The sequence below is a fragment of the Streptomyces sp. CNT360 genome, assembly GCF_000424785.1.
Genome location: NZ_AUKO01000027.1, coordinates 64,321 through 78,668, shown reverse-complemented (window position 1 = coordinate 78,668; position 14,348 = coordinate 64,321). Strand labels below are relative to the sequence as shown.

The 14,348-nt window shown below is 69.6% G+C and carries 9 protein-coding genes and 1 pseudogene; 1 reads left to right on the top strand and 9 read right to left on the bottom strand.

Annotated elements, in window-relative coordinates:
* Positions 1-37: 37 nt before the first annotated feature.
* The 7 genes and pseudogenes from H297_RS41870 to nrdR all read right to left on the bottom strand — a co-directional run.
* Complete coding sequence (locus H297_RS41870; protein WP_078514380.1) at positions 38-661, bottom strand: hypothetical protein; 624 nt, start codon at positions 659-661, stop codon at positions 38-40.
* 109 nt (positions 662-770) lie between these two features.
* Positions 771-1,448 carry a ribonuclease HII gene (locus H297_RS0120645; RefSeq protein WP_027738607.1) on the bottom strand — a complete coding sequence of 226 codons (678 nt, stop codon included), beginning with the start codon at positions 1,446-1,448 and terminating at the stop codon, positions 771-773.
* 165 nt (positions 1,449-1,613) lie between these two features.
* The gene (locus tag H297_RS37530) at positions 1,614-2,681 is read right to left on the bottom strand and encodes an ADP-ribosylglycohydrolase family protein (protein ID WP_051352043.1); all 1,068 of its coding nucleotides are present in this window, start codon (positions 2,679-2,681) and stop codon (positions 1,614-1,616) included.
* Positions 2,682-2,718: 37 nt separating this feature from the next.
* Positions 2,719-3,384, bottom strand: a complete 666-nt coding sequence (locus H297_RS0120635) for a histidine phosphatase family protein (protein ID WP_027738606.1) — start codon at positions 3,382-3,384, stop codon at positions 2,719-2,721.
* A gap of 251 nt (positions 3,385-3,635) precedes the next feature.
* On the bottom strand, positions 3,636-4,244 hold the full coding sequence (locus H297_RS0120625) for a YdbC family protein (protein ID WP_027738605.1): 609 nt from the start codon (positions 4,242-4,244) through the stop codon (positions 3,636-3,638).
* Positions 4,245-4,531: 287 nt separating this feature from the next.
* Complete coding sequence (locus H297_RS0120620) at positions 4,532-7,435, bottom strand: vitamin B12-dependent ribonucleotide reductase (RefSeq protein WP_027738604.1); 2,904 nt, start codon at positions 7,433-7,435, stop codon at positions 4,532-4,534.
* Positions 7,436-7,777: 342 nt separating this feature from the next.
* A pseudogene (nrdR, locus tag H297_RS37525) lies at positions 7,778-8,359 on the bottom strand (transcriptional regulator NrdR); the annotation flags it as partial.
* A 769-nt stretch (positions 8,360-9,128) separates the two neighbouring features.
* On the opposite strand from nrdR, the gene lexA reads away from it, so the two are divergent.
* Positions 9,129-9,926, top strand: coding sequence for a transcriptional repressor LexA (lexA, locus tag H297_RS0120610; RefSeq protein ID WP_027738603.1), 798 nt, complete (start codon positions 9,129-9,131; stop codon positions 9,924-9,926).
* 539 nt (positions 9,927-10,465) lie between these two features.
* On the opposite strand, the gene H297_RS0120605 is transcribed toward lexA, so the two are convergent.
* Together H297_RS0120605 and H297_RS0120600 are read right to left on the bottom strand one after the other, a co-directional pair.
* Positions 10,466-12,448, bottom strand: coding sequence for an ATP-dependent DNA helicase (locus H297_RS0120605; RefSeq protein WP_027738602.1), 1,983 nt, complete (start codon positions 12,446-12,448; stop codon positions 10,466-10,468).
* 75 nt (positions 12,449-12,523) lie between these two features.
* The gene (locus H297_RS0120600) at positions 12,524-14,326 is read right to left on the bottom strand and encodes an IucA/IucC family protein (RefSeq protein ID WP_027738601.1); all 1,803 of its coding nucleotides are present in this window, start codon (positions 14,324-14,326) and stop codon (positions 12,524-12,526) included.
* Between the last annotated feature and the right edge of the window lie 22 nt (positions 14,327-14,348).

The window sequence follows — 14,348 nt, the reverse complement described above, 5'->3', positions numbered from 1 at the left end:
GGCCCAGCGGACGGGAGGCCGGGGATGGGCCCCGGTGTCAGAGCAGAGCGCGCAAGCGCTCAGGGTCGCCGCAGACGACAAGCTTTTCGGTGGCCTTCTCCAGAGCTGCGGGAAGGGCGGCAGCGGCCTCCGGGTCGGTACCCCCGTTCACGGCCAGCAGCACGACAGGGCGCGGGGTGGTACGCGAAGCGGAGGAGGCATGGGCACAGAAGACGTCTTCGGCATCGGCGGCCTGGCTCCAGTAGGAGTCGTCACCGAAGGACAACTCATGCTCGGCCCACGGGTGTTGGGCGCCGGTGGTCAGCAGCAGTATCTCGCCGGGTGCACGGCCTTCGTCGAGAAGCTTGTCGACGGTTTCGTCGGCGACGTCCACTGCGGTGTCCTCCGTCGCGGCGACCAGTTGGATCTGGGCCGTCGGAGATGCCGCCGAGGAGGTGGTCTCGGGCTGGGCCGACGGCTTGTCCCGGCGGGGCGTGCCGGGGCGGCCGGGGGTGTTGGGGCCCTTGCTGCCCGCGCGGGACGGACTGGGGCGGGGTGCGGGACGCGGTCCCGGAATGGGGGCCGTGGTACGCGGGGCCTGCGGTGTTCGGGACGCTCCCGCGGAGGTGCGGGTGTCCGGGACGCTCTCGTAAATCTGTGACTCCTCGGGAGTGAGAGGCATGGGAGGTTGTCTATCAAATGCAAGAAACAGCACTGTCAGCGGGTGCGGCAGGCCCGGATATTCCCGGGAGTGGTTCCGGACTTCGCTGCGGGGGTTTCCTGCGACGGGCTCAGAAGAGGCCGATCTGTTCCGCTGGCTCGCTCCGGTTGCGCTTGAGGTGCTTCCAACGGGACAGGGCGTCCATATAGGCCCAGGACAGTCGGTGGTGCGGGGTGGGGCCGATCTCCTCCAGAGCGGCTTTGTGGACCGGCGAGGGGTAGCCGGCGTTGTCCTGGAAAGCGAACTCAGTGTGTGCTGGCGCGAGTTCGGTCATGAGGGCGTCGCGTCGCACCTTGGCGATGACCGAGGCCGCGGCGACGGCGACGCACGACTGGTCGCCCTTGATGACGGTACGGACTCGCCAGGGTGCTCCGAGGTAGTCGTGCTTGCCGTCCAGGATCACGGCGTCGGGGCGTTCGGGCAGGCCGTCCAGAGCGCGGACGGCGGCGAGCCGGAGAGCGGCGGTCATGCCGAGTTCGTCGATCTCCTCGGGGGTGGAGTGGCCGAGGGAGTAGGCGTTCACCCAGGTGACCAGCTCTGCGGCCAGTTCGCTCCGGCGGGGCTCGGGGATGAGCTTGGAGTCGGTCAGTCCGTCGGGTGGTCGGCGCAGGCCCGTGATCGCGGCGCAGACGGTGACGGGCCCGGCCCAGGCTCCGCGGCCGACCTCGTCCACTCCAGCGACGATCTTGGCGCCGGTGGTAGCGCGGATCGAGCGCTCGACGCGATGGGTTGGAGACTCGTACGGCATGGCAGTACCAAGCGTATCCGCTGGGGGTGCGGCAGGTTCAGGGGACTCCGGTAAAAGGCGGTGGAGAGTCCGGAAAGGAGTGTGGTGCTCGCGGAAGGGGTTGAGAAGGTGACGCAGAGTCCGCAAAGGGAGTGGCCGGTTGCGACGGCCGGAGCGCTGACGGCCTCAGCCCGAGGTCGGGTTCCGCTCCAGTGCCTCCCGAGGCCACGCAGGGAACACCTCGGTGGTTTCGTCCCACTGCTGGGGCGGTGCAGCGCCAAGTCCTCCGGATGCCACGATGCCGCCGACGATGGCGCAGGTGGTGTCCGCGTCCCCGCCGGCGGCGGCTGTGGTCCACAGGGCCTCGCGGAAGTCGCCGAGGTGGCGGGCGGCGGACCACAGCGCGGAGGGAACGGCGTCCTGTGTGCTGGCGTGGCGGCCGCAGCCGAGGACCGCTGCGACGGTGCTGACGTCGGCGTAGTCGAGCAGGTCGACGGCCCGGCGGAGCCCTGCCAGCACGGCGCTGCGGGGGACGGACTGCTGTACCTGGGTCAGGAGGGTCTCGGCAGTCAGCGAACGTAGCAGCCGAAGCGGCGGCACCTGGCCGGGCCTGCGCATCGTCGGAGGACACCGACTCCTCGTCTTCCGCGGAGCCGGCGCCTCACTCCCGCGCGCAAGAGAGGGCGTCGCGGCGGCCGGCGGTCCGCTGTGACCGTCCGCGGCGACGAGCGCAGCGGCAGCGGCCACGGCTCGGGTGCCCGCGACGGCTTCCAGGTGCCGGTGGGTGACTTCGGCGGAGCGCCCGCCCTCGTCGGCGGCCCGCCCCGGGTCGTCGGCGAACCAGGTTCCAAGCGGGACCACCCGCACGGCACCGCCGTCGCCCCAGGAGCCCTGACCGTCGAAGAGCGAGGAGGCCAACTCACGCCAGTCGCCGCCTTCCTGGCGGTTGAGGCGCAGCATCCGGTTCACCGCCGGGCCGTAACCGCGGTCGAAGTCGTGATGGGCCGCAAAGGAGGCGGCCAGCGCGTCCTGGTCGACGTGCCCGTGGCAGGCGAGCACGGCTACCACAGGGGCCGCCATCTCGGTGTCGTCCGTCCACTGCCGGGGACCGAGCGGCACTTCGCGGCGGTGGAGGGGAAGGTTGTCAGGGACGAAGAACTGGGAGCCGAGGGCATCGCCGACGGCCAGGCCGCGCAGTGCGGCGACGGCGCGGGGGGGGGGGAAAGTCGGCCAGAGCGGGTGGGGGCGGGAAATCGCTCGCTCATGTCCTGCCGATCCAACCAGAACGTCTCTACGTCTCACCAGGGCTTCCGTACGGGCGGGGGGTCCGCCAGCGTTCGAAGGGCTGGTCGAGGTGGTAGCGGCCGTCCGGGCCGAGGAGAAGGGTGCGCATCTCGCCGTTGCGGGGGTTGGAGAGGCACTCGAACTCCTCGACGGTCCAGTGGAACCACCGCATGCAGAACAGCCGCATCGTGAGGCCGTGGGTGACGAGCAGGACGTTGGGAGGGTTGTCGGGGGACTCGAAGCTGCGCCACAGACTTTCGAGAAAGGCGCCGGCACGGTCGTAGACATCGGCGCCGGACTCGCCCTGGGCGAAGCGGTAGAAGAAGTGGCCGTAGGCGTCGCGGTACTTCTTCTGCTGGCGCACGTCCTGGCGGTCCTGCCAGTTGCCCCAGTCCTGTTCACGCAGCCGGGGTTCCTCGCGCACCCGCATCTGGGCAGGTCCCATGCCGAGAGCGGCGAGGGTTTCGCGGGTGCGCCGGTAGGGCGACACGTAGGCGGAGACCCGCTCTCCGCCGAACAGCTCGCGCAGTCGTTTACCCGCGTGCTCGGCCTGTTGCAGGCCGCGTTCGGTGAGTGGCAGTGCGTGGTCGGGTACGCGTTCGTAGATGCTGTCGTCGGAGTTGCCTTCCGACTCTCCGTGCCGGAGGAGGACGATACGACGGGGGCGCGCCATGGGACCCACCCTAGGCCAGATGCTTACAGGTCAGACGGTCCAGTGGTCGGAGGTTCCCGGCACGGCCAGACGGTCGGGGTCGGGCAGGCGGCAGGGGCAGGTGCTCGGCGCGAGGCGGTAGGTGTTCGGCGAGGTCGCGGTCGGTCGACGGACTCCGGCGAACAGGGCCACACAGCAGGCTCCCGGGGCGCCGGAGGCGGTCGGCGGACTGGACCAGGCGGCAGGGACTCGCGCCCGAGGGCTGCCGGGCGTCAGACGGTCCAGGAGGGTTCGAGGTCGATGATGTCGCCCGCGACGTGCGCCAGATCGGCGCCCGCCTGGGCGCGGAGCGCCAGTCGCTCCACACGCTCGATCCGGTACTTCCCGTACTCGGCGCCGGAGTCCCACATCGAGAGCACCAGGAATTCGTCCTCGGTGTTCGCTTGTGCGAAAACGCCGCGCAGCATGCCGGGCGAGCCTGCCATGGCGGGGTTCCACACCTTTTCCTGCATCAGGGTGTAGTGCTCGATCCGGTCGGAACGCACCCGGCAGTGGGCGACGCGCAGCAGATCGGCGTCGGTGAAGACCGGTCGGAATCCGGTCTTGACGTCGAAGCGGTAGTCGAACAGCCTGACCTGCATCTCTTTGTAGGTGCCGACCTGGGAGGCGTGCAAGCGGTCGTGGGAGCGTGCCATGAAGGAGTCGTAGAAGGCCCGGCTCTCCCAGAAACCGAAGAGGTGGACGACGTCGTCGCGGGTCCGGCTCCAGCCACCGCCCTGTCCACGGAAGCCCGGCTCGCCGAGCAGCCCGGCCCATTTCCGCTGTGCCCGTGCGAACCCCGGGCGATCGACGACGGTGCAGCGCATCCACTTGACCAGCACCGCGCCATCGTACGGCCATCCCAGCGACCCCCGGCCCGCCCGACAGCGAGCGCGCTCCCCGCATGGGTGTCCGCACCCTGCTTCGAGGGCACCGGCACCGCCGCCGGTGCCCGAGTGCTCGTGCGACGCAACGAGGCGGAGGACGGCATGGTGACCGTCCCCCGCCTCGGCGTTTCGCCTGCCTACCTGCTCCCCCACCCGCTCACTCGGCTCACTCCGCTCACGGGGGCATCGCCCTCATGGCGGCGCCGGTCAGTGATGAGTGCGGTCCAGGCGAGCGTGCGGACTCAGCTGCAGCCGCTGGTCGAACCGCACCCCTCGCACAGGTAGCAGCTACCGGCCCGGCGCATCTTGGTGCCGCACGAGAAGCACAGCGGGGCGTCAGCGTTGAGGCCGAGCTGCATCTCCATGAGTTCCGTGGAGTTGTGCGCCTCCCTCGGCGCCGGGGCGGCGGCCTCCGACTCGCTGACTGTCCGCTGAGCGTCCTTGCTGTCCTGGTTCTCCTCGTGCGAGGTGGCCTGCGCCCCTTGCTCGGCCTTCGGCGCCGACTGAGCCAGGGCGTCGGCGTCGAACCCCTCTTCGGAGACCTCGTAGGAGCCGGTCTCCAGGTGCCGCTGGCGCTCGGCGGCCGAGTGGATGCCGAGGGCGGAACGGGTCTCGAAGGGCAGGAAGTCCAGGGCCAGGCGGCGGAAGATGTAGTCGACGATCGACTGGGCCATCCGCACGTCGCCGTCGTCCGTCATGCCGGCCGGTTCGAAGCGCATGTTGGTGAACTTCGAGACGTACGTCTCCAGCGGCACGCCGTACTGGAGGCCGACGGAGACGGCGATGGAGAAGGCGTCCATCATGCCCGCGAGGGTCGAGCCCTGCTTGGACATCTTCAGGAAGACCTCGCCAAGGCCGTCGTCCGGGTAGGAGTTGGCCGTCATGTACCCCTCGGCGCCGCCCACCGTGAAGGAGGTGGTGATGCCGGGGCGGCCCTTGGGCAGCCGGCGGCGGACCGGGCGGTATTCGACGACCTTCTCCGGCTCCGGAGCCTCGGCCTTCTTCTCCTCCTTGGCCTTGGCGGAGAGCGGCTGGCCGACCTTGCTGTTCTCGACGTAGACAGCCAGCGCCTTGGTGCCGAGCTTCCAGCCCTGGAGGTAGATCTCCTCGACATCCTCGACGGTCGAGCTCGCGGGCATGTTGACGGTCTTGGAGATGGCGCCGGACAGGAACGGCTGAGCGGCGGCCATCATGCGCACGTGGCCCATCGGGGAGATGGAACGCTCGCCCATGGCGCAGTCGAAGACCTCGTAGTGCTCGGGCTTGAGGCTGGGAGCGTCCACGACGTTGCCGTGCTCGGCGATGTGCTCGACGATCGCCTCGATCTGCTCACCCTGGTAGCCGAGGCGCTTGAGGGCCTTGGGGACCGTGTTGTTCACGATCTGCATCGAGCCGCCGCCGACGAGCTTCTTGAACTTGACCAGGGCCAGGTCGGGCTCGACGCCGGTGGTGTCGCAGTCCATCATCAGGCCGATGGTGCCGGTGGGCGCCAGCACGGAGGCCTGCGCGTTACGGAAGCCGTTCTTCTTGCCGAGTCGCAGCACGTCCTGCCACGCCTCGGTGGCCGCCGCCCACACCGGGGTGTCGAGGTCGTCCATGCGCGTGGCGACATCGTTGGCGTCGCTGTGCTGCTTCATCACGCGGTTGTGGGCTTCGGCGTTACGGGCGTACCCCTCGTACGAGCCGACGACCGAGGCCATCTCGGCCGACCGCTTGTAGGAGGTGCCGGTCATCAGCGAGGTGATGGCACCGGCCAGGGCACGGCCGCCGTCGCTGTCGTAGGCGTGTCCGGTGGCCATCAGCAGGGCGCCCAGGTTGGCGTACCCGATGCCGAGCTGACGGAAGGCACGGGTGGTCTCGCCGATCTTCTCGGTCGGGAAGTCCGCGAAGCAGATGGAGATGTCCATCGCGGTGATGACCAGCTCGACGACCTTGGCGAACCGCTCGGCGTCGAACGACTGGTTGCCCGCGTCGTCGTCCCGCAGGAACTTCATCAGGTTCAGCGAGGCGAGGTTGCACGAGGAGTTGTCCAGGTGCATGTACTCGCTGCACGGGTTGGAGGCGGTGATCCGGCCCGACTCCGGCGAGGTGTGCCAGTAGTTGATGGTGTCGTCGTACTGGATGCCGGGGTCGGCACAGACGTGGGCGGCCTCCGCCATCTTGCGGAAGAGCTGCTTGGCGTCCACCTCTTCGACGGGCTCACCGGTCATCCGGGCACGCAGCTCGAACTTCGAGCCGGACTCGACGGCCTTCATGAACGCGTCGTTGACCCGGACCGAGTTGTTGGCGTTCTGGTACTGGACGGAGGTGATGTCGTCGCCACCGAGGTCCATGTCGAAGCCCGCGTCGCGCAGGGCGCGGATCTTCTCCTCTTCCTTGACCTTGGTGTCGATGAAGGCCTCGACATCCGGGTGGTCCACGTCGAGGACGACCATCTTGGCGGCCCGGCGGGTGGCACCGCCCGACTTGATGGTGCCGGCGGAGGCGTCGGCGCCGCGCATGAAGGAGACGGGGCCCGAGGCGTTGCCGCCGGAGGAGAGGAGCTCCTTGGAGGAGCGGATGCGGGAGAGGTTCAGGCCGGCGCCGGAGCCGCCCTTGAAGATCATCCCCTCTTCCTTGTACCAGTCCAGGATCGACTCCATCGAGTCGTCCACGGAGAGGATGAAGCAGGCGCTGACCTGCTGCGGCTGCTTGGTGCCGACGTTGAACCATACCGGGGAGTTGAAGGCGAAGACCTGGTGCAGCACGGCGTAGGCGAGCTCGTGTTCGAAGATCTCCGCGTCCGCGGGCGAGGCGAAGTAGCCGTGCTGCTCACCGGCGGCCCGGTAGGTCTTCACCACACGGTCGATCAGCTGCTTGAGACTGCTCTCCCGCTGCGGGGTCCCCACCGCACCCCGGAAGTACTTGCTGGTGACGATGTTGACCGCGTTCACCGACCAGAAGTCGGGGAACTCGACGCCACGCTGCTCGAAGTTGATCGAGCCGTCGCGCCAGTTGGTCATGACGACGTCGCGGCGCTCCCAGGTGACCTCGTCGTACGGATGCACTCCGGGGGTGGTGTGGACGCGCTCGATGCGCAGTCCCTTGTTCGCCTTGCTGCCCTTCGCGCGGGAGCCGCGTGCCGGGCCGCTCGTCGTCTCTGTCATTCCGCCTCCCTGTATGGGGCATAACACCCCGACATGCCCCGGTTCTTCCCGAGAACTGTGCCTGTCTGGTGACCCGGACACGGTGCGTGCCCAGGCCAGGTCTGTGTGTGCCGGGTATCGACCCGGTCTTCGCCGAGGCCCCTGCCCCGGCGGCGCCGACCACCTACGGCGGCGCCGGTTCACCGCTCAGTCGGCGGCGCTACCAGCGGGTGCTCCGTCGTGAGCCGCCTCGCCGCCCCGGGTTCCCCCGGTGCCTCGGGTGCCGGTGTCACCGGTGGCGTCACGGCCGGCTCCGACTTCACCGGTCCCGTTTCCGTCGGTCACGACTTCGTCGGCCGTGTGACCTCGGACTTCGCCGCGGACGGGCCCACCGCCGCCGACCGGGGCACCGCTGCGGGCGCCGGCCTCGGATTCCGAGTCGTCAGCCGCGGTACGGCCGTCCGTGCGCGCGTCAGGGACCGATGCGGTGGGTGAGCACGGGTGCGCCGCCCGCAGTTCGGCTATCGCCGTCTCGAAGTCCTCCAGCGATTCGAACGCCTTGTAGACCGAGGCGAACCGCAGATAGGCGACCAGGTCGAGGTCCTGGAGCGGGCCCAGTATGGCCAGCCCGACGTCATGGGTGGACAGCTCCGCGCTGCCGGTTGCCCGGACGGCCTCCTCGACCTTCTGTCCGAGCTGGGCGAGGGCGTCCTCGGTGACGGGGCGGCCCTGACAGGCCTTGCGGACACCTGCGATCACCTTGTCCCTGCTGAAGGGCTCGGTGACACCGCTCCGCTTGATTACCGTCAGTGATGCGTTCTCCACGGTGGTGAAGCGACGGGAGCAGTGCGGACACTGGCGACGCCGCCTGATGGCCGCACCGTCGTCGGCCGTCCGACTGTCGACCACGCGGCTGTCCGGGTGCCGACAGAAGGGGCAGCGCATCGTTTCCACCCTCCCAGGGCCCTGGTGAACCCTCACCGTGCATGACAGATCACGCCTCGGCACCCCCGTCACAGGGGCCCCTCGACGGACCACCAGCATAGGCGAAGCTCCCGGACCTGAGCACCCCGGGACCACAACTTCTGGTGGCGTGCGCTCATCAAACCACTAGATCTGGTAGCCGGTAAGGAAAGGTGGCCACCACGCGTGTCGTCGTCGGCGCGGCCCACGAGCCTACGCGAAGCAGGGCGGCGGACAGGCCCCGGGGCATACCTGCGAGACTGTGCGGGACGGCGATGCGGCGACAGTGGGACTGGGCCGGGGCACGGTGATGCCGCGACAACACGTGGTTGGATGACAGCACTCGGTGGCCGTTCACCGGTCCACTCATCTGACGAGATGACAGTTACAGATAGTGATGAACGCGACGGAGGTACGGGACGCAGCCGCACCCGGTCCGCCTCACCCGGGCTCCCCCCCCCGGACCCACCGTGTCCGCGGACACCTCCGCTCCGCGAACCGGTGAAAGCCTCACCGCGGGAACGGAAACCGGCAAGCTGCAGGAAAAGGACGCGCAGGGATTTCAGGAGGGTTCGCAAAGCTTCGGAAGGGCCTGCGAAACCCGGCAGTTCGAGCGAGGCGCGACCTATACACCCTGGAAGCTGAAGGAGTCCGGGGATCTGTCAATTTTCACTCGAACGTGTGTTTGGCGCAACCTTTCGAAACCAACTACCGTTGTCCGGCTAGGGAGAACTTTTCGAGAGGGGCCGACGTGACCACAACCGCAGACAGCGCCACCATCACCCCGCAGAACCGCTCGACCGAAGCAACGGACGAAATGCAGCCGGTGAATGAGGCCATGAGCACGGAGAACCAGGAAGGGCAACCGGCGAAGCGCTCACTTCCCGGCCGACCTCCAGGCATTCGCGCCGACAGTTCGGGGCTCACCGACCGCCAACGCCGGGTGATCGAGGTGATTCGGGACTCGGTCCAGCGGCGCGGATATCCGCCGTCCATGCGCGAGATCGGGCAGGCCGTCGGGCTCTCCAGCACATCGTCGGTCGCCCATCAGCTCATGGCGCTGGAGCGTAAGGGCTTTCTGCGGCGCGACCCGCACCGGCCCCGCGCCTACGAGGTGCGCGGCTCGGACACCCCGAGCACCGCCCAGGCCACCACCGACACGGCGGGCAAGCCCTCGGCCTCCTACGTTCCGCTCGTCGGCCGGATCGCCGCAGGTGGTCCCATTCTCGCCGAGGAGTCGGTCGAGGACGTCTTCCCGCTGCCGCGGCAACTCGTCGGCGACGGCGAACTCTTCGTCCTGAAGGTCATCGGTGACTCGATGATCGAGGCCGCCATCTGCGACGGCGACTGGGTCACCGTCCGACGGCAGCCGGTCGCGGAGAACGGTGACATCGTCGCGGCGATGCTCGACGGCGAGGCGACCGTCAAGCGGTTCAAGCGCGAGGACGGACACGTGTGGCTGCTGCCGCACAACTCCTCCTACCAGCCCATCCCGGGCGACGACGCGACCATTCTCGGCAAGGTCGTCGCCGTGCTGCGGAGGGTCTGAGTTCCCCCACGACAAAGCGCGTGCCCCGTGGACAGGGCGCGCCGCGCGGCGCGGACCTTCACGCCGCCGGGCAGGACGGCACCTCGCCCACCGGCCCTTCGCGGGCCGCGGCTCACGGGCCGCTGGTCTCCTCCGCACCGAGACCGGCGGCCCGCCGTCGTGTCGGGACCCTTTTCGTGCGCGGGGCATTTTCCTGTGCGGACCTCTGCTGTACGCAAGACGGCCGCCCCGTGAGGAATCCTCGCCGCACAGGAGGCGGTGGCAGGGCGCCGCAGGCCCACCGCGCTGCACACAGCTGTGAGGAGGGCGAGTGGGCCTCACACGCGGCAGCGTCTCGCCGCCCACCCGCTGGGCCCCGTCAGCGCGCGACAGTCCACCGCCCTGCGCGGCGAAGAGTCACTGGCTGCCCACGGCGAACTCTGTAGGTCAGCGAACCGCCGTCACAGGCACCGGTAGCCGCACCCGGGTGCCCGGCGCCGACAGCCGCACGTGGGCCCCACGGACGTGGACGGGCAAGACGCCCCCTCCAGGCGGGGGGCTCACTTCCGCTTCGCGGCCTCGTCGATGGCGGCGAGGGAACGCCGGACCTGGTTGCGGTCCGTGGTGTACCAGAAGTCGGGCATGGAGGCCCGGAGGAAGCCGCCGTAGCGGGCGCGTTCCAGGCGGGGGTCGAGGACGGCGACCACACCCCGGTCCCCCGTCGCACGGACGAGCCGGCCCGCGCCCTGTGCCATCAGCAGCGCCGCATGTGTCGCGGCGACCGCCATGAAGCCGTTGCCGCCGGCCTCCTCGACGGCCTTCTGCCGGGCGCTCATCAGTGGGTCGTCCGGCCGGGGGAAGGGCACGCGGTCCATCACCACCAACTGACAGTTCGCCCCGGGGACGTCGACTCCTTGCCACAGCGAGAGGGTGCCGAACAGGCAGGTCTCGGCGTCCTCGGCGAACCTGCGGATGAGCTCTCCCAGCGTCTCCTCGCCCTGGAGCAGGATGGGGAGACCGAGCCGCCCGCGCAGCTCCTCCGCGGCCGCCCGCGCCGCGCGCATGGAGGAGAACAGACCCAGCGTGCGGCCGCCGGCCGCCCCCACGAGTTCCGTGAGCTCGTCCAGCATGTCGGTGCGCTGGAGCTCACGGCCCGGATTGGCCAAATGCTTGGCGACGTAGAGGATGCCCTGCTTGCGGTAGTCGAACGGGGAGCCGACGTCCAGCCCCTTCCACGGGGGCGTCTCGGCGGCTGCGTCGTTCTCCTCGTCCCCGAGACCCTCCGGTGCGAGGCCGAGTGAGGCGCCTACCCCGTTGAAGTCCCCACCCAGCTTGAGCGTGGCGGAGGTGAGCACGACGGACCGGTCGGCGAACAGCTTCTCGCGCAGCAGGCCGGAGACCGACAGCGGTGCGACCCGCAACGAGGCGCCGTAGCGCTCGTGCCGCTCGTACCAGACGACGTCGAACTCGGAGCCCTCAAGGATGCGTTCGGCCACGTCGTGCACGTTCTCGATCGAGGCTTTGGCCTGTTTGCGGACCGCGTCCTCGTCCTGCACGGACTTGTCCCGCGTGTTGCCCAGTGCGCTCAGGCAGGCGCGGCCGGCATCGCGCAGCGCCATCAGGGCGTACTGGAGGTCTTCTGGGACTGTCTCCAGCCGCCCGGGCAGTGCCAGTTCCATGAGCCGTTCGAAGGTCTCCGAGGCGGTCTGGAGCTGGTCGGCGGCCTTCTCGTCCACCAGCTTGGCAACACGGCGCACGGCCCGGTTGACCGCGCCCGGGGTGAGCTCGCCCGTGGCGACGCCGGTGACCCGGGAGACGAGCTCGTGGGCCTCGTCGACGATCAGTACCTCGTGACCGGGGAGAACGGGGGCGCCCTCGATGGCGTCGATGGCCAGCAGGGCGTGGTTGGTGACGATCACATCGGCGAGCTTGGCGCGCTCGCGGGCCGCCTCCGCGAAGCACTCCGCGCCGTAGGCGCATTTGCTCGCGCCCAGGCATTCGCGGGAGGAGACCGACACCTGCCCCCAGGCGCGGTCGGAGACGCCTGGCTTGAGGTCGTCCCTGTCGCCCGTCTCCGTCTCGTCCGACCAGTCGCGCAGCCGCAGCAGGTCCTTGCCGAGTTTCGAGGTCGGTCCCGCGCTCTCGAACGGATCGAACAGGCCCTCCTCCTCTTCCTGCGGGACGCCCTCGTGCAGGCGGTGCAGGCACAGGTAGTTCGACCGGCCCTTGAGCATGGCGAACTCGGGGCGGCGGCGCAGCAGCGGATGCAGCGCCTCGACGGTGCGCGGCAGGTCGCGCTCGACGAGCTGGCGCTGCAGCGCGAGCGTGGCGGTGGCGACCACGACGCGCTCACCGTGCGCGAGCGCGGGCACCAGGTAGCCGAGCGACTTACCGGTGCCGGTGCCCGCCTGCACGAGGAGGTGTCGGCCGGCGTCGACAGCGTCGGCGACGGCCTCGGCCATGGCGGCCTGACCTGGGCGTTCAGTGCCCTTCACGGCGTCGACGGCGGCCTGGAGGAGTTCGGTGACGGCGGGCTTGCTCATAGACCGGACACCCTACGCGGCACCAGTGACACTCCGCTCCCCGCCGCCGTGTAAGAAGACCGGGCGGAGGCCGGGTCAGTGCAGCGGATTGCGTACCGTCCCGTACACCGCGGCGTGCGGGCGCTCGGAGCGGTCGCGGTAGCCGTCCGTGTGCAGTCGGTTGCGGTTGAGACAGAGCCGCTGGATACGCGGGGTGAGCAGATCGAACGTCTCGAAGCGGGACTTGAGGTGGGGGAAGCGCGCCTGGTACCGGTCGATCTCCGCCCGTACGAGTGACCAGAAGTCGCCCTCGTTCACGTCGAGTTGGGTCTCACACAGGGGTGCCAGGTACCGGAAGACCCCGACGAAGAGCGCCGAGTGGATGAACTGGGTGAGGAACGTGGGCGGTTCGCTCAACAGCACGTCCCGCACGTCGTCGGGCATCGAGTCGAGCTCGGGGACCGGCTCGGCGCTCACGTTGACGTCGTCGACGAAGTCCTTGATCGCCAGTCGCACGGGGACGTCCCGCTCGTCGAAGACGACGATGGCGTTCTCCCCGTGCGGGGAGAAGACAGTGCCGTACCGGTAGAGGAAGTGCAGCAGCGGCGGCAGCAGCGCCGCGAACAGATGCCTGAGCCAGACGCGGGGCTGCATGCCGGAGCGGCGGACGAGTTCCGCGGCGAGGGAGCGGCCGTGCGCGTCGGTGTGGATGAGCGCGGAAAGCGTCCTGGCCCGCTCCCCGGGGGCCAGACCGGGGGTGAGGGGTTCGCGCCAGATGCAGCCGAGCAGCTCCCGGTACTGGTAGGGCGCCTCGGCCAGCGCGTCGAACAGGGGGTGGGCGACCGCCACGGAGGCGACCTCGCCGAGGAGGACGACCCGGCACTCCTCCGCCAGGAACGGGTCCTGCTCCGCCAGTCCTTGCACCCACCGGGTGACGGACGGGGCGGCAAGCGTGCGTTCCGTCGGCAGGCCACGCCACACCAGCGTGTTGAGGATGGCGAGCGGCAGCTTGACGGTGTGCCGGTCAGGTCTGCTGGTGTTGAGGAAGGTACGGATGGACTGCTGCGGCAGCCGCAGGTCGCCGTCCGAGGGCAGCGCAACGATCTGCCGGGTGGCCAGCTGCGGGGCGAACAACGGCACGACGGTCTCGTCCCACTGCCAGGGGTGCACCGGCATGCACAGGTATTCCTCGGGTGCGCAGCCGAGCGAGCGGAGCCGCTGGTGGAACGCGGCGATCGTTCCGGCGCTCAGCTCACGCGCGTACAGCTGCTCCGCGTCGGCCAGCCGGGGCACGCCCCGGTACGTCGCCAACTCCTTGTGCACCGCCATCCAGGGAAGTGGGCCCGCGGTGCGGGCTTCCGGTGCCCAGCGGCCCGCATCCGCCGCGGAGAAGCCGAGCCGTCCCTTGTTGGCGACCAGCCAGGGATGACCGGTCATGTGGCCTTCCAGTTCGGCGTAACCGAGCTCGGCGAGTTCGGCGACAGGCAGTGCGGAGGCCAGCAGGTGCGCGTCGGCGGTGAGTGTGGCGGTCAGCTCACGGATGTAGTGAGCGGTGGTCTCGCCGGTCAGTCCGAGCAGCCCCTGGGCGCGGGAGACGAAGCCCAGCGGGTCCACCGCGGGGTCGAGCGAGGCGGCGTCGACGCTCCAGTGCCCGTACGCGCCTCGACGGGCACGGAAACGGACGGTCAGCGCGTCGTCCACGGCCAGGTTGTAGGTGCCCAGTGGCGCGTCGGGGGCAGGCCGCGGTTGCAGGATCTCCTCGTACGAGAACTCGGCCAGCAGCTTGGCGAGCAGGCCTCGTGCGGCGCGGTGCCAGTGATCGGGGCCCGCCTGGAGCCCGGCGGGGACGGCTAGCGGCGCCACATCCGAGGACGGAGGGACGGCAGATGTTCGGGACACGGAACTGCTCCTTGAGGAAGCG